The organism is Xenorhabdus vietnamensis (genome assembly GCF_002127535.1).
GTDB lineage: Bacteria > Pseudomonadota > Gammaproteobacteria > Enterobacterales > Enterobacteriaceae > Xenorhabdus > Xenorhabdus vietnamensis.
In genome coordinates, this window is record NZ_MUBJ01000019.1 from 61607 (window position 1) to 78778 (window position 17172).

Consider the following 17172-nt stretch of genomic DNA (forward strand, 5'->3'; position numbering starts at 1 on the left):
GAACAAAAGTAAACCACTATGATTATTAATATTCAAAGGATGGGGAATCAAATAATTATTTCTTTTTCCTGTTGATGTTAATTTTGTTCATTTGGCATGCAATAAATACTTATAGTGTTGATTTTATATGCGCAAGTGTGATGGTTATCATGAAAGTAATTTTTTCTTAATTCATTCTAATTTGTTTCTGCCACTCCACATTTAGCAATAACAAGGATAATTTTAATCAGAGTTTGTGGTAAACTAACACAGTTATATTGCCGGATTAAATTTGACAAGAGGATGGACGGGCCAATGGCTCAGCTTTATTTTTATTATTCTGCTATGAACGCTGGGAAATCAACTTCCTTATTGCAATCTTCCTATAACTATAACGAAAGAGGAATGAGAACGCTGATCTTTACAGCAGAAATTGATACTCGATTCGGTAAAGGAAAGGTTAGTTCCCGTATTGGCTTATCCGCTGAAGCTTTGTTGTTTTCACCAAAAACAAATATTGCTGAGCTTATCAGAAGTGAAAATGAGGCAGAGAAAGTTCATTGCGTTTTGATTGATGAATGCCAATTTTTGACGAAAGAACATGTCGAACAACTTTGTGAAATTGTAGATTATGACGATATCCCTGTTCTCTGTTATGGCTTAAGGACAGATTTTCAGGGAGAGTTATTCAGTGGAAGTGAATATCTTCTCGCGTGGTCAGATAAATTAGTAGAGCTGAAAACAATTTGTCATTGTGGGAGAAAAGCCAGCCGTGTGCTTCGTTTTGGCAGCGATGGTAAAGTTGTTTACGATGGTGCTCAGGTAGATATTGGTGGTAATGAAAAATACGTCTCTGTATGTCGTAGGCACTATACTGACGTTATTCGTGAAGCTAAGGCAAAAAAAGTCTGATGCGTCACCAGTTGTAATCAAGAGGCATAAAACTATTAGGTTAGAGAATAAAATAATAAAAGGCGTTGGGTTGCCCTAACGCCTTTTAAGTTTTATCAATCAGCCTATCATTTATTATTATTTCTTATTATTTTTTCTATTCTATTCTATTTTGCGGCTTCCTGAGATTCGCTCTGTTCTGTGAATTCACGGCCATAAAAAGAATCTAGCAGTAGTTGTTTCAATTCAGAAATTAATGGATAACGTGGATTTGCACCAGTGCATTGGTCGTCAAATGCATCTTCTGCGAGTTTGTCGATTTTTGCCAGAAAGTCAGCTTCTTGCACACCTGTTTCGCGAATTGAAGTCGGAATATCTAATTGAGATTTCATTTCTTCTAGCCAAGCCACTAGCTTTTCAATTTTGATAGCTGTACGGTCACTTGATGCGGTTAACCCTAAATGGTCTGCTATTTCTGCATAGCGACGTCGTGCTTGTGGACGATCATATTGGCTGAATGCAGTCTGTTTTGTTGGATTGTCGTTAGCATTGTAGCGAATTACGTTACAGATTAGCAGCGCATTAGCTAAACCATGTGGAATATGGAACTCAGAGCCAAGTTTATGAGCCATAGAATGGCATACTCCCAAGAACGCATTGGCAAAGGCAATACCTGCGATAGTCGCCGCATTATGGACACGTTCGCGGGCAACAGGATTTTTTGCACCTTCGTGATAACTGGCAGGCAGAAAATCTTTCAATAATTTTAATGCCTGCAAAGCTTGTCCATCAGAATACTCATTGGCTAAAACAGAAACATAAGCTTCCAATGCGTGGGTCACAGCATCCAGACCACCAAAAGCGCATAGAGATTTTGGCATATCCATGACTAGATTTGCGTCGACAATTGCCATATCGGGAGTCAGTGCATAGTCAGCCAAAGGATATTTTTGCCCGGTTACATCATCAGTTACAACCGCAAAAGGCGTTACTTCTGAGCCAGTACCTGAAGTGGTAGTAATGGCAACCATTTTAGCTTTCACACCCATTTTCGGGAACTTATAGATACGTTTGCGGATATCCATGAAGCGCAGAGCCAGTTCTTCAAAATGTGTTTCGGGATGTTCATACATCACCCACATAATTTTGGCTGCATCCATGGGAGAGCCACCACCAAGAGCAATGATGACATCAGGTTTAAACAGATGCATTTGTTCAGCGCCTTTACGGACGATGCTTAATGTTGGGTCTGCTTCAACTTCGAAGAATACTTCGGTTTCAATGCCATAAGATTTCAAGACATTAATAACTTGATCGGTATAGCCGTTATTGAATAAAAAACGGTCAGTTACAATAAAGGCACGTTTAGTACCATCAGTAGCGACTTCTTCCAATGCGATGGGTAAAGAACCGCGTCGGAAATAGATTGATTTTGGAAGTTTGTGCCACAACATATTTTCGGCTCTTTTGGCGACGGTTTTTGTATTTATCAGATGTTTTGGTCCAACGTTTTCAGAAATAGAATTGCCGCCCCAAGAACCACAACCCAGTGTCAGAGAAGGAGCCAGCTTAAAATTGTACAAGTCACCGATACCACCTTGAGATGCAGGCGTGTTGATCAAAATACGCGCGGTCTTCATTTTGTTGCCAAAGTATTTAATGCGTTCCGCCTGATTATCTTGTTCGGTGTAGAGGCATGATGTATGTCCAATACCTCCCATCTCAACCAGTTTCTCGGCTTTTTCGACAGCATCTTCAAAGTTTTTTCCGCGATACATGGCAAGTAGTGGTGATAATTTTTCATGAGCGAAGGGTTCTGCTTCATCCACTAAAGTAACTTCACCGATAAGAATTTTAGTGCTTTCAGGTACATCTATACCGGCCATTTCAGCAATTTTTGTTGCTGGCTGACCAACGATTGCGGCATTTAAGTTGCCATTTTTCAAAATAACATCTTGAACGGCTCTTAGCTCTTTGCCTTGGAGAAGGTACCCTCCGTGAGTTGAAAACCGTTCACGGACTTGTTTATATACAGAATCAACGACGATGACTGACTGTTCTGAAGCGCAAATCACTCCGTTATCAAACGTTTTAGACATCAGGATGGATGCGACGGCACGTTTGATATCTGCTGATTCATCAATCACGACAGGAGTATTACCAGCACCAACCCCAATTGCGGGTTTGCCTGAGCTATAAGCAGCTTTTACCATGCCTGGACCACCTGTTGCCAAAATCAGATTAATATCAGGGTGGTGCATTAAGGCATTTGAAAGTTCAACGGAAGGTTCATCTATCCAACCAATAATATCCTTTGGTGCACCTGCTTCAATTGCTGCATTCAGGACGATTTCTGCTGCTCTGTTAGTTGCTTTTTTGGCACGTGGGTGAGGAGAGAAAATGATACCATTACGGGTTTTCAGGCTGATGAGTGCTTTGAAAATTGCGGTAGATGTTGGGTTGGTTGTCGGGACAATACCGCAGATCAAGCCAATAGGTTCAGCAATAGTAATCGTACCGAACATATTATCTTCAGATAAAATACCGCAAGTTTTATCGTCTTTATAAGCATTATAAATATATTCAGAAGCAAAGTGGTTTTTGATCACTTTATCTTCCACAATTCCCATGCCAGATTCAGACACAGCTAATTTTGCCAACGGAATACGAGCGTCAGCAGCAGCAAGAGCAGCAGCTCGGAAAATTCGGTCAACTTGCTTCTGAGAAAAATTGGCAAATTCATGTTGGGCTTTTTTTACGCGGGCAACTAATTCATTGAGTTCTGAGATCTGAGTTACAGCCATAAAACTTACTCCTGATGAATGTTAAATTTTTTAAGGAAATTAGCTGTGAGATAATTAATGTATCAAATAATGTTATGAGATTAATCGTTTGGATTTTATTGCTAAAATCTCTAATTACCTTAAAAAATTTTTTAACAAAATGATTAATATAGGAATAGTTTGTTTCATTGAAATTTTAGGTTGAATACAGCTTACCATTTGCAGACATTTACATTGTGATTTAGATCATGGAAATATCAAGCTGACTCAATTCAGCCATTGTTTTTTTAATCAATGATGAACATTTGATATTTGAGTGAATTTAAAAGTAAATTTAACTTTAGATACACAATTAATTAACTTTATTCTGCCGTATCTCTTATAGGTAAGTTGCTATTCATTGGCAGGAACTACCAAATTAATTGATTTAACGTAACGAAATAGTCCTGATTTACTGTATTTTTTAAGTGTTGTTACAAATTTTGTTTATTTACATGAAAGGGGCTAATTGTGGGTGAGACATTACTGGGGCTTTCTGGATATATTAAATTTTTTATGGGATTGTTTGCATTAGTAAATCCGATTGGTGTTTTACCTGTTTTCATTAGTATGACGAATTATCAAACAGCACAGGGACGCAATAAAACTAATTTCATAACAAATTTATCTGTTGCCATTATCTTATGCCTTTCATTATTAGTTGGAGATTCGATTCTCTATGTATTTGGGATATCTATTGATTCGTTTCGTATCGCTGGTGGGATGTTGATAGTCACGATTGCAGTAGCAATGATTAACGGTAAATTGGGTGAAGATAAACAGAATAAACTAGAAAAATCGGAAGCTGCGATTAGAACCACAGTTGCTGTTGTGCCATTGGCATTACCCCTAATGGCAGGACCGGGAGCAATCAGTTCTTGCATGGTATGGAGTGCTCGTTATCAAGGGTGGCAAAATTATTTTGGTCTGGCATTAACCTGTGTACTATTTGCTTTTTGTTGCTGGTTGTTATTCCGTTCAGCATCTTTGCTGGTGAAATTTTTAGGGCAGACTGGCATCAATGTGATAACTCGTATTATGGGATTATTATTAATGTCATTGGGTGTTGAGTTTATTGTTACTGGGGTAAAAATTTTGTTTCCTGGGTTACTGTGATATAGCAAAAATACTTTACGTATTTATTTAACCCATTAAAGTGATTAGGTTAAAATTTACACTTAAATGGAGATTTAATTAATCAAAACTTAACTAATAAATGACCAGTTAAAGTGTGATTGGTCAATAACATCATTTCTGCGTAATTTTCTTGAAATTATTGTTCATAATTTATTCTTCTTTCGTCTGTATTATCCCTAAATAATACTGTGATTTTTTACACTATTTTGCTTTCCATAATTTTATTTGGTTGGGTGACTTGTTTCACTGTTTTGTGATGAGGGTGGACTTTTACTCCGCAGTGATTGCATTTTGTTAAAATAATGTTTATTTTCTCTTTTGACGGATTTTCATCAATATCGTCTTGAGATAAAAGAATAAAATACATATTTATCATTGTGTTACATTAATTATATAAATGGATTGTATACAATGGAAATGAAGCGTCTTAATGTTTTAATAAATTTATTATAAGAACTATATAACAATTATTATGTGAATATAGTTTTTTAGTTGGTTAATTACCATTTGTTAACACGATAAGTAAATTGTTGGGGTTAGTAGATTAAAAACGATTCATTTGCTGTTTATAACTTGGAGCGAAAAATGAGGAAAGAACCATTAAAGCTGAGTCAATTGATTTCAAGTATCGTTTTATTATCTTTTCCTGTTGTACAGAGTATTGCTGCGACTGTTCCAGCAGGAGTGACACTAGCCGAAAAACAAGAAGTCACCGTTAACAATGGTGTCGAAGTTACTTCATTGGATCCACATAAAGTTGAAGGTGGTCCAGAAACTGTCATTATCCGCAATTTGTTGGAAGGGTTGGTAACTACTGGGCCAAATGGTGAAACCATACCTGGCGTGGCAGAAAGATGGGAAAATGAAGGTTATAAAGTATGGACATTCTATTTACGTGACGATGCAAAATGGAGTGATGGTAAGCCTGTTACTGCGCAGGATTTTGTCTACAGTTGGCGCCGTCTTTCCGATCCAAGCACAGGGTCACCCTATACCAGTTATTTACAATATGCTTATGTTCAGAATGTTGACAACATTCTGAAAGGTATAAAGTCACCAGAACAATTGGGCGTTAAAGCACTGGATGATCACCGTTTCCAAATCACGCTTAGTCAGCCGGTTCCTTATCTGGTTGATATGTTGAGCCACACGGCAGTAAAACCCGTCAGGCAGGATGTGATTGAAAAATGGGGTAATAAGTGGACATTACCAAAAAATTATATTGGTAATGGGGCTTATGTATTGAAAGATTGGGTGGTTAATGAGCGAATTATTCTAACGCGTAATTCTCAGTACTGGAATAATAAAGAAACCATCATTGAAAAAGGCACTTTCCTGCCTATTGTCTCAGGAGTTGGTGATGTCAACCGTTATCGTAGCGGGGAAATTGATATTACTGATAGTGCCATTCTTCCTGATCTGTACCAAAAAATGAAACGGGATATCCCCGAACAATTGCAAGTTTCACCTTATCTGTGCACGTTCTACTACGAAATTAATAACCAGAAACCGTTGTTTAAAGATAAACGTGTGCGTGAAGCCATAAAATTGAGTCTTGATCGAGATATTATCACGGAAAGAATTATGGGGCAGGGGCAAATCCCTGCATATGGTTTTACCCCAACTTATATTGGGGGTGGTTTGACTCTCAATCCAAAATGGGCAGGTTGGACACAGGAACAACGTAATCAACGGGCAAGGGAATTGTTGAAAGAAGCTGGTTTTGATGCCAGTAATCCTCTTAAATTTTCTTTGTTATACAACACATCAGAGCAAAACAAACAACAAGCCATCGCTGCCGCTTCTATGTGGCAAAAAAATATTGGTGCGAAGATCACTTTGCAAAATCAGGAGTGGAAAACTTCTCTCCAGAACCGACACGAAGGAAATTATGACGTCGCGAGAGCAACATGGTGTGGCGATTATAACGAACCCTCTTCTTTCTTGAATATGTTGTTGTCAAGTAGCAGTAACAATACCACTTTCTATCAAAATACCGCTTTTGATAACTATCTTAACCAAGCCCTTATTGCTAAAGATGATGCGGCACGCAAGGAATTATATCAGCTGGCTGAAGCTCAGCTTGATAAAGATTCAGGATTGATACCTGTTTATTACCGTGTCAGCGTGCGCCTTATTCGTCCGACGGTTGGTGGAATGACAGGAAAAGATCCGCTGGATTATGTCGACTTGAAGAATTTATATATTAAAAAGATGAATAATTAATTACCACTGAAATATGTTGTCTTGCTTTAAGAAAAATAATTGTTTTTGGATGCGGATAATAACCATCCCAATGCGTGGATATGACTTTAATGGGTCAGATGATATCAATTGGAGTAATAATAAGATGATAAACACAACAAAGAAAAAACTTGCTATTGGCATTACGGCAGCGCTAAGCATGATAATGGGGCAGGCTTTTGCAGCGCAAGTGCCCGCTGGCGTGCAACTTGCAGACGCTGCAAAACAGGTGTTGGTTCGTAATAATGGCTCTGAACCTCAATCGTTGGATCCGCATAAAATCGAAGGAGTACCTGAATCCAACGTTGCTCGTGATTTATTTGAAACTCTAGTAATCAATGGCCCTAACGGTGAAATTTTGCCCGGTGTTTCAGAAAGCTGGGAACATAATCAGGATTTTAAAGTTTGGACATTCCACTTACGTAAAGATGCGAAATGGTCCAATGGTGACCCTGTTACTGCACAAGATTTTGTTTACAGCTGGCGCCGAGTAACAGATCCAAATACCGCATCCCCTTATGCAAGTTTTCTTCAATATGCTCATATTCTTAATGTTGACGATATCATCAGAGGTAAACAAAAACCGGAAACATTGGGTATCAAAGCGTTGGATGATCATAAATTACAGTTAACACTCAGTGAAGCAGTTCCTTATTTAGTCAGATTATTCGTTCATCCGACAACATCACCAGTCCATCGTGCAACTATAGAAAAATATGGCGAGAGATGGACACAACCACAAAATTTTGTTGGTAATGGTGCTTATAAATTGAAAAGTTGGGTGATAAATGAACGTATGGTTTTTGAACGCAGCCCAACCTATTGGGATAATAAAAATACAGTGATCAATCAAGTCACTTTCCTGCCAATTTCATCTGAAGTTACGGACGTCAACCGCTATCGTGCTGGTGAAATTGATATGACTCATACCAATTTACCCGTTGAACTATACCAGAAACTGAAAAAAGAAATTCCCGAACAATTGCGTGCGAATCCGTATTTGTGTACTTATTACTACGAAATTAATAACGAGAAACCACCATTTAACGATCCGCGCGTACGTACCGCACTGAAGTTGGGTATGGATCGCGATATTATGACTAATAAAGTCAAAAACCAGGGGGATTCACCAGCTTATGGTTTTACACCACCATTTATCGCTGATTTCAAAGATGAAAAGCCAGATTGGTATAGCAAACTTAATCAGCAACAGCGTAACGAAGAAGCGAAAAAACTATTGGCAGAATCTGGGTTTACCAAAGATAATCCCCTGAAAATTAAGTTACTGTACAACACTTCCGATCTGCATAAAAAATTAGCCATTGCTGCCGCCTCTCTCTGGAAAAAGAATATCGGTGTTGAGGTTTCTCTCGAAAACCAAGAATGGAAAACCTTCCTTGACTCCCGCCATCAAGGCAACTATGACGTTTCCCGCGCCGGATGGTGTGCAGATTATAACGAGGCATCCACCTTCTTGAACTCAATGTTATCCAATAGCAGCAATAATACCGTTCATTACAAGAGCAAAGAATTTGATGCGTTAGTGAAACAGTCACTTCAAGCAAAAACTGATGAAGAACGTGCGGAAATTTACGCCAAAGCGAATGCTCAATTAGATAAAGATTCTGCAATAGTTCCTCTCTTTTATTATGCGAGCAACCGTTTAGTTAAACCTTATGTCGGTGGCTATACCGGCAAAAATCCATTGGAAAACCTCCACACCAAAGATCTATACATAATAAAACACTAGGAACCAGTAGGTGGCTCAACCTATTGGGTCGCCTGCTTTTCAGATAATTAAAAGCCATGGTTTGGCTAAACAATAGGAACGGGCAATGCTAAAATTTATTTTGCGCCGCTGCTTAGAGGCGATCCCGACACTTTTTATACTTATTACTATTTCGTTTTTTATGATGCGACTTGCACCAGGTAGCCCATTTACAGGAGAAAGGAAGCTACCGCCAGAAGTGATGGCAAATATTGAAGCGAAATATCATCTGAATGATCCTATCTATAAACAATATTTCAATTATTTAATCCAGCTTTCCAAAGGGGATTTTGGTCCTTCATTCAAATATAAAGACTACAGTGTAAATGATCTGGTTGCAGAAGCTTTGCCTGTTTCTGCTAAATTGGGATTTGCAGCCTTTGTTATGGCAGTAATATTCGGGGTTAGTGCAGGAGTTATTGCCGCATTGAATCAGAATACAAAATGGGACTACACGGTGATGGGGTTTGCCATGACGGGGGTTGTGATACCCAGTTTTGTGGTCGCCCCCTTATTAGTTCTGATATTTGCCATTACATTAAAATGGCTACCGGGAGGAGGTTGGAATGGCGGGGCGCCTAAATATATGCTTTTGCCGATGGTCGCACTTTCCCTCTCCTATATTGCCAGCATCTCCCGTATTACCCGTGGTTCTATGATTGAAGTCTTACACTCCAACTTTATTCGTACAGCACGAGCAAAGGGCCTGCCATTGCGGAAGATTATTTTCCGTCATGCATTAAAGCCAGCTTTATTGCCGGTTATTTCTTATATGGGACCAGCATTTGTTGGCATCATCACGGGTTCTATGGTTATCGAAACTATTTTCGGTTTACCTGGATTGGGTCAATTGTTTGTTAATGGCGCATTAAACCGTGATTACTCACTAGTGCTTAGTTTGACGATTTTGGTGGGAGGCTTGACCATAATGTTTAATGCCATCGTTGATGTGCTGTATGCCGTCATTGATCCGAAAATTCGTTACTAAGACTGGAGCACGCAATGTTACTGAATAAAAAAAATAGCGAAGCTCTGGATAATTTTTCTGAGCAACTGGAAATTGAAGGCCGTAGTTTGTGGCAGGATGCACGTCGTCGTTTTATGCATAACAAAGCAGCGATTACCAGTTTATGTATTCTATTCCTGATCACATTATTTGTAATTTTAGCCCCGATGTTGTCCCAATTTGCTTACGATGACACTGACTGGAATATGATGACGATGCCGCCGAATTTTGAATCCAAACACTATTTTGGTACAGACTCATCAGGACGCGATCTATTGGTACGTGTTGCCATTGGTGGACGCATTTCATTGATGGTTGGAATTGCCGCAGCTTTGATTGCCGTGTTATTTGGCACCTTGTATGGTGCGATGTCAGGTTATCTTGGCGGCAAAGCTGACATGGTTATGATGCGTTTGTTGGAAATCCTCAACTCTTTCCCATTCATGTTCTTCGTTATTCTTCTGGTTACTTTCTTCGGTCAAAATATCCTGTTAATTTTTGTTGCGATAGGCATGGTGTCGTGGCTGGATATGGCACGTATCGTCCGTGGTCAGACATTGAGTTTAAAACGCAAGGAATTCATTGAAGCAGCATTGGTTGGTGGAGTTTCTACCCGCCATATCGTTTTGCGTCATATCGTGCCAAATGTATTGGGTGTTGTAGTGGTTTATGCCTCATTGCTTGTCCCCAGTATGATCTTGTTTGAATCGTTCTTGAGCTTCCTTGGCTTGGGAACTCAGGAACCACTCAGTAGTTGGGGAGCTTTGTTGAGCGATGGTGCCAACTCAATGGAAGTGGCTCCGTGGTTACTGTTATTTCCGGCAGGCTTTCTGGTAATGACCCTATTTTGTTTTAACTTTATTGGTGACGGCCTGCGAGATGCCTTCGACCCGAAAGACCGTTAAGGAGAGCCTATGAATAGCGTAGAAACTTCGAAAAATGTTGAATCACTCTTATCGGTAAAAGACCTGAATGTAGTATTCAGCACTCCTGACGGCAATGTGACTGCCGTGAATAAATTAAATTTTGACTTACAGGCTGGGGAAACACTGGGGATTGTGGGCGAATCTGGTTCAGGTAAATCACAGACGGCGTTTGCGTTAATGGGGTTATTGGCCAGTAACGGTTCTGTCAGTGGTTCTACCACCTTTAATGGTCGGGAAATCCTCAACCTGAAAGAAAAAGAATTGAACCGGATGCGGGCAGAAGAGATCTCGATGATATTTCAAGATCCCATGACTTCCCTAAATCCTTATATGCGAGTGGGGGAGCAATTAACAGAAGTATTGATGCTGCATAAACATATGGGTAAAAGCGAAGCTTTTGAAGAATCTATCCGCATGTTGGATGCTGTTAAGATGCCAGAAGCGCGTAAGCGCATGAAGATGTACCCGCATGAATTTTCTGGTGGTATGCGTCAACGAGTCATGATTGCAATGGCTCTATTGTGTCAGCCTAAGCTATTGATTGCCGATGAACCAACAACTGCATTAGACGTAACCGTTCAGGCACAGATCATGACTTTGCTCAACGAGCTGAAAAAGGAGTTTAACACCGCCATCATTATGATTACCCATGACCTAGGCGTGGTTGCGGGTATCTGTGACAAAGTATTAGTCATGTATGCAGGAAGAACGATGGAATATGGTACGGCGCGTGATGTATTTTACCATCCTACACATCCATACTCTATCGGGCTATTGAATGCTGTTCCTCGTCTGGATGGCGATGAAGAAGCACTGGAAACAATTCAAGGCAATCCTCCTAACTTATTACGTTTGCCAAAAGGGTGTCCATTCCAGCCACGTTGCCAATTTGCTACTGATCGTTGTGCTTGTGAGGAGCCACAATTGGAAAAATTTGGCATAGGGCGCTTGCGTGCCTGCTTTAAACCCCAGGAGGAATTGGTATGAGCACAATAGCTGAAAAACAAGTCTTATTGGAAGTTGACGATCTCAAGGTTTATTTTGATATTAAAGATGGAACACAGTGGTTCTGGCAGCCGGCAAAAACCTTAAAAGCAGTAGATGGCGTTACCTTAAGGTTATATGAAGGTGAAACACTGGGAGTTGTGGGAGAATCTGGTTGCGGAAAATCAACACTTGCCAGAGCTGTTATTGGGTTGGTGAAAGCGTCTGGTGGTGCAGTTTCATGGCTTGGTCAGAGTTTGCTGGATATGAATGACAAGCAATGGCGGGATATTCGCAATGATATCCAGATGATTTTCCAAGATCCTTTAGCATCGCTGAATCCGCGCATGACTATTGGCGATATTATTGCAGAGCCATTGAGAACTTATTACCCCAAAATGAAAGATGGGGAAGTAAAAGAAAAAGTCAAAAAGATGATGATGCGGGTAGGGTTATTGCCTAACTTGATAAACCGTTATCCCCATGAGTTCTCCGGAGGGCAGTGCCAGCGTATTGGAATTGCTCGCGCCTTGATTCTAGAGCCTAAATTAGTTATCTGTGATGAACCCGTTTCAGCACTGGATGTTTCCATTCAGGCACAAGTTGTCAACTTGTTGCAGGAATTACAGCGGGAAATGGGGCTTTCTCTGATTTTTATTGCCCATGATTTATCGATAGTAAAACATATATCAGACCGCGTATTGGTGATGTATTTAGGGAATGCTGTAGAGTTAGGCACTTACGATGAGGTTTATCATAACCCGTTGCATCCATATACCCGTGCTCTTATGTCGGCAGTGCCAATTCCTGATCCAGATAAAGAGCGAAACAAGCATATTGAATTATTGGAGGGAGAACTCCCTTCACCGATAGATCCACCGTCTGGATGTGTATTTCGTACCCGTTGCCCAATGGCAGATGCTGAATGTGCCAAAACCCGACCATTGCTTGAGGGAAGCTTTAAACATGCTGTGTCTTGCTTAAAGGTTGATCCTCTCTGATCAGTTATATTATATATGAATACGTCAAGGTGACGTTGTCACTAAAATAAATGCCCTCGTAATGAGGGCATTTATTTTTATCAGTCAAGAAAATATACAGAATATATTGAGAAAAGCTGGCTTATTACTTTTTCCACAAAATATGGTAGATAGGGTGAGATTTTTCCCGGCAGATCAAGATACGAGCAAAGATATCATCAATTTCGGCATCATCTGATTCAGCCAATCCAATAATGACTTCTGAAAAAAAGTCTGGATTCAAATCAAAATCAACATGTTCAAGCCAGGTTCTTGATGGCTCCAGTAATTCAGCGCCGCCTCGTTCTTCAAATTGCAAATTAAACAATAGGCTATCAGCCGGATCGAGATTAGAAAGTGCTTGTTCTAAAAAGATATCGTAAGCCTTTTCAAGCGTTTCATCTTCAGTCATTCGGTTATTTAAGTCTAATTGCTTAGAATGTGTCGATTGGTATTCCATGATGGCAATGTCCGAGATTAATAACAAAGTGAAATTAAAACATGTTCTATATTGAATGAATACTTTTATTCGGCTATTCGTACTGAAAGAGTTATTGGTCAATTTGTTTTCTGCCTGCTTTCTACCATGAATTATAAAAGCGGGCTGAAAAAGTAGCAGATACGTTCAAGGATACGATGCCAAACCGGACGTTTTTCCCAATTGCTGTTTGCAAGCAATGTTGAACGGACAATATAGTCTTGTTGAACCAATGTTAAATCATTACCAAAGTGTTTATCATCAATCACAACCGTAATTTCAAAATTCAGCCACAAGCTACGCATATCTAAATTGACTGAACCGACCATACTGAGTTGACCATCGACTAAAACACTCTTGGTATGCAACAAACCATCTTCGAATTGATAAATTTTCACGCCAGCTTCCAGTAATTCTGAAAAAAACGCGCGACTGGCCCAGCGAACAAGAAATGAGTTGTTTTGACTTGGTACAATAATGCTGACATCCACACCACGCATAGCCGCAGTGCAAATCGCATGCATTAAATCATCACTGGGAACAAAATATGGAGTAGTCAGAATAAGCTGTTTTCGGGCAGAAAAAATAGCAGTCATTAAGGATTGTTGGATCAGCTCCTCAGGGAACCCTGGCCCGGAAGCAATAACTTGAGCTGTATGACCACTGTCTTGTTTGAAGGGCATGATAATGTTGTCAGGTGGGGGAGGAAGATGACGCTGACCTGTTTCCATCTCCCAGTCAAAAGCGTAAACGATCCCCAATGTTGTGGTAACAGGGCCTTCCATTCTCACCATGATATCAACCCATTGACCAACGCCGGCACCTTGTTTAAAAAAACGTGGGTCAACCATATTCATACTGCCAGTGTATGAAATATGATTATCGATCAGAATAATTTTTCTGTGTTGACGTAAATCCATACGACGCAAGAATAAACGAAAGATATTGACTTTTAGCGATTCGACAAATTCAATCCCCACCTTCCGCATAATATCAGGATAAGGGCTGCGGAAAAATTGCCAGCTTCCTGCTGAATCCACCATGATTCGGCATTTAATACCACGTTTGGCTGCGCGCATCAGAGCATCAGTGACCTGATCAACCAACCCTCCGGATTGCCATATGTAAAATACCATCTCGATATTGTATTTGGCATTTTCAATATCATGAACAATCGCTTTCAGTGAATTGTCATAGGATGTCATTAATTGCATTTTATTGCCCCTGACACCTTTGAGTTTTTGGCGCCGTTCACACAGTTGAAACAGTGGAGTAGCAACTTCACTGTTTTCATCGGCAAAAATTTGGGAGGATTTTTTTAATTCAGCCAGCCACTTGGTCAAAGATGATCGCATTTGTTTGGCCTGCTCACTTCTGCGTTTGCCAAGGTGCAATTCTCCGAATGATAAATAAGCAACGATACCGACTAAAGGAATAATGTAAATAATGAGCAGCCAAGTCATAGCTGATGTCACAGGACGACGTTTTATCAAAACCCGGATGGTGATACCCGCAATAATTAACCAGTATAAGAAAATCGCCATCCAGCTCAGTACAGAGTAGAAAGTTGTCATATGTAGCAATCAATCCTGTTTATTTAGGTACTGTTTATTTAAGTATTTCATGCAGTCATTACCGTAAGTTTCTAGAAATTTGGACAAACGATCAACTCAATACCATCAATTGAATAGAGAATAATTTTAGTAAAAGATGCACTAAATATGCTAAATATCATTACTACTTAATGAGTTAATGGCTTACTTTGGCTTCATGAATTGTATGAAATTTAACATAAATAAATCATGAATTATTTATAAAGGTTATGAAGCTAATGATTTATGGGCGATACACTATTATGCCTGATTCTCCGACCAAATTGGCAATTGGTTGACATCTCTAATAATGACGATTAAGAATAATGCTATTCACCCAATGAGAGTTAGCCTGGAAAATATCTTATGAAACACAGCAGAAGAGAAGTAGGACGTTGGAGAATGTTCCGTCAAAGTATCCGTCGCCGTCGTCGCTGGTTGGAAGGGCAGACACGCCGTAATTTCCGTATCTATACAGCGCGTAAGCTAGGCGCTTATAAACGTCGTAGATCGATTTTATTCATCCACAATGCGGAATGGGTTTAACACGATGCTTAGCATGACATATTCCTAAGTGTTTGATCCCGATTCTCAAGTTGCAGCATAATCAACAAAGCTGCAATTTGAACGATGATGGATATAGATGTTTTTGAATCTTTATTGAATATGATAGTCATTTGCATTTAAACTAATGGCTATCTGAAAACTGACTATTATGCTGCTAAGCAAGAATTCTCTTATGCGTTGGATACATTGGCCGATAATACTTTCCGTTTGTTTACATATTTCTATTGCTGCGGCGCTTTTTCAAGCGGTTAAACCTGAAAAACAGCCAGAAGCTGCACCTATGTCTGTTGCCATGATCCAGTTGGCTGCTGAAGAGGCTCCTGCCTCTAAACCTGCCTTGCCTGAATCACTTCCTGAACCACCGGAGCCGGAACCTGAACCTATTGCAAAAATTGCTCTAAAACCTAAGCCTGAAAAAAAACCGGAAGTGAAAAAAATTGTTAAAAAAGAAGTTAAGCAATTAGAGAAAAAGACAGAAAAAATATCAGAACAACCACTGAAACCTATTTCTGATCAGGATCCTCTGATGGCAAAGAATCTGAGCGATCAAAAAACGGATCATCATGCTATTAGTGAAAAAAGTGATATACAAAGAGGGCCAAAGGCATTGAACAGGCCAAATCCCAGTTATCCATCCAGAGCACAGCAGTTGGGTACAGAGGGGACGGTAAAGGTAAAATTTGATATTGATGAAAATGGCCGAGTTAAAAATATCGAGATTATTTCTGCAACTCCCAGAAATGTCTTTGACCGTGAAGTGAAAAATGCCATGAGAAAATGGCGTTATGAAAAAACGCCTGCTACTGGATACGTGGCGACTATTGAGTTTAAAATCACGGGTATTTCACAATCCTAATCGACCAAATTTTTTTCCTGTGCCTAATGGATTTCAGGATGTGGCGCGGCAGCAAGGAAACGAATCCCCGGAAGCATAGTTCACTATGTGACCGGGGTGAGTGAGTGGAGCCAAAAAAATTGCAACTTGAAATCCGAAGGGCATACATCTGGTATTTCTATGGAGGTTTATCTTCCTTTAGACGAAAATATATTTATCATTATTGAATGTAATGAAAAAAGTATACTTTTTGGCAACAATATATCCAACTGGCGAGACTAAAATATAACAATTTGAATTGCTGGGAGGATTCTATTTATTAAGTTTAACTTGATTTGTTCTTTTTCATTAATAAAAAGGGTGCAAGCAAAAGATACACCCTTTTATTTACGAGTTACTTTTTTATTTAATTGTTACTCTGAATCACTGCTTTCCAATTTGAAGTGTCTTTTATCTTCAGGTAAAGACCGAGAAGCATTATTTTCATTAACGGCAACATACGTAAAAACAGCTTCTGTTGCACGATAACGCTGACCCACCGGCTCGGAAGCCACTTTTTTCACCCAAACCTCAATATGAATAGTAATGGATGAATTCCCTGTTTTAAGACAACGGGCATAACAGCATACGACGTCACCTACCGCAACTGGTTTCAGAAAACTGATGCCATTCACGCTAACAGTTACTACGCGTCCCAGAGCAATTTCTTTTGCCAGAATTGCACCGCCAATATCCATTTGAGACATCAGCCAGCCACCGAAAATATCCCCATTGGCATTGGTATCAGCAGGCATGGCCAGTGTACGGAGAACCAATTCTCCGTTTGGTAAGCATTGTTGTTGTGTCATTAGAAAACTTGCTTTATTTGGTGAATACAACAATACCTGCCGCTGCATCGGCAGGTATCCATATGAGGGTCATTAC

General features: G+C 39.8%; 14 protein-coding genes. 10 read left to right on the top strand and 4 right to left on the bottom strand.

Translation table 11 applies throughout. From position 1 onward, the window contains the following. Nucleotides 1-294 precede the first annotated feature (294 nt). Nucleotides 295-891, top strand: a complete 597-nt coding sequence (locus Xvie_RS15190) for a thymidine kinase (protein ID WP_086110099.1) — start codon at nucleotides 295-297, stop codon at nucleotides 889-891. Nucleotides 892-1037: 146 nt separating this feature from the next. Here the strand turns inward: Xvie_RS15190 and adhE are convergent, their stop codons facing one another. Then, nucleotides 1038-3674: a bifunctional acetaldehyde-CoA/alcohol dehydrogenase gene (gene adhE / locus Xvie_RS15195; RefSeq protein ID WP_086110100.1), complete on the bottom strand. Its 2637-nt coding sequence runs from the start codon at nucleotides 3672-3674 to the stop codon at nucleotides 1038-1040. A 489-nt stretch (nucleotides 3675-4163) separates the two neighbouring features. On the opposite strand from adhE, the gene Xvie_RS15200 reads away from it, so the two are divergent. From Xvie_RS15200 to oppF, 7 genes are all read left to right on the top strand, one after another. Further along, a complete protein-coding gene (locus tag Xvie_RS15200) occupies nucleotides 4164-4808 on the top strand; it encodes a YchE family NAAT transporter (protein ID WP_086110101.1) in 645 nt (214 codons plus the stop codon). 606 nt (nucleotides 4809-5414) lie between these two features. Then, the gene (locus Xvie_RS15205; protein ID WP_086110102.1) at nucleotides 5415-7055 is read left to right on the top strand and encodes an ABC transporter substrate-binding protein; all 1641 of its coding nucleotides are present in this window, start codon (nucleotides 5415-5417) and stop codon (nucleotides 7053-7055) included. Between the two features lie 124 nt (nucleotides 7056-7179). Further along, complete coding sequence (oppA, locus tag Xvie_RS15210) at nucleotides 7180-8823, top strand: oligopeptide ABC transporter substrate-binding protein OppA (protein WP_086110103.1); 1644 nt, start codon at nucleotides 7180-7182, stop codon at nucleotides 8821-8823. Nucleotides 8824-8908: 85 nt separating this feature from the next. Further along, complete coding sequence (gene oppB / locus Xvie_RS15215; RefSeq protein WP_086110104.1) at nucleotides 8909-9829, top strand: oligopeptide ABC transporter permease OppB; 921 nt, start codon at nucleotides 8909-8911, stop codon at nucleotides 9827-9829. 14 nt (nucleotides 9830-9843) lie between these two features. Continuing rightward, nucleotides 9844-10752 carry an oligopeptide ABC transporter permease OppC gene (gene oppC / locus Xvie_RS15220; RefSeq protein WP_086110105.1) on the top strand — a complete coding sequence of 303 codons (909 nt, stop codon included), beginning with the start codon at nucleotides 9844-9846 and terminating at the stop codon, nucleotides 10750-10752. A gap of 9 nt (nucleotides 10753-10761) precedes the next feature. After that, nucleotides 10762-11760, top strand: a complete 999-nt coding sequence (gene oppD / locus Xvie_RS15225) for an ABC transporter ATP-binding protein (RefSeq protein WP_086110106.1) — start codon at nucleotides 10762-10764, stop codon at nucleotides 11758-11760. Continuing rightward, a complete protein-coding gene (gene oppF / locus Xvie_RS15230) occupies nucleotides 11757-12758 on the top strand; it encodes a murein tripeptide/oligopeptide ABC transporter ATP binding protein OppF (protein ID WP_086110107.1) in 1002 nt (333 codons plus the stop codon). The genes oppD and oppF overlap by 4 nt, the downstream gene beginning before the upstream one ends. A gap of 124 nt (nucleotides 12759-12882) precedes the next feature. On the opposite strand, the gene Xvie_RS15235 is transcribed toward oppF, so the two are convergent. Next, nucleotides 12883-13236, bottom strand: coding sequence for an HI1450 family dsDNA-mimic protein (locus Xvie_RS15235; protein WP_086110108.1), 354 nt, complete (start codon nucleotides 13234-13236; stop codon nucleotides 12883-12885). Between the two features lie 131 nt (nucleotides 13237-13367). Further along, nucleotides 13368-14828, bottom strand: a complete 1461-nt coding sequence (cls, locus tag Xvie_RS15240) for a cardiolipin synthase (RefSeq protein ID WP_086110109.1) — start codon at nucleotides 14826-14828, stop codon at nucleotides 13368-13370. A 384-nt stretch (nucleotides 14829-15212) separates the two neighbouring features. On the opposite strand from cls, the gene Xvie_RS15245 reads away from it, so the two are divergent. Both Xvie_RS15245 and tonB read left to right on the top strand, forming a co-directional pair. After that, nucleotides 15213-15392, top strand: coding sequence for a YciY family protein (locus Xvie_RS15245; protein WP_086110110.1), 180 nt, complete (start codon nucleotides 15213-15215; stop codon nucleotides 15390-15392). Nucleotides 15393-15561: 169 nt separating this feature from the next. Further along, a complete protein-coding gene (gene tonB / locus Xvie_RS15250) occupies nucleotides 15562-16269 on the top strand; it encodes a TonB system transport protein TonB (RefSeq protein WP_086110111.1) in 708 nt (235 codons plus the stop codon). Nucleotides 16270-16661: 392 nt separating this feature from the next. Here tonB and yciA read toward each other — a convergent pair whose 3' ends face one another. Then, nucleotides 16662-17096 carry an acyl-CoA thioester hydrolase YciA gene (gene yciA / locus Xvie_RS15255; protein ID WP_086110125.1) on the bottom strand — a complete coding sequence of 145 codons (435 nt, stop codon included), beginning with the start codon at nucleotides 17094-17096 and terminating at the stop codon, nucleotides 16662-16664. Between the last annotated feature and the right edge of the window lie 76 nt (nucleotides 17097-17172).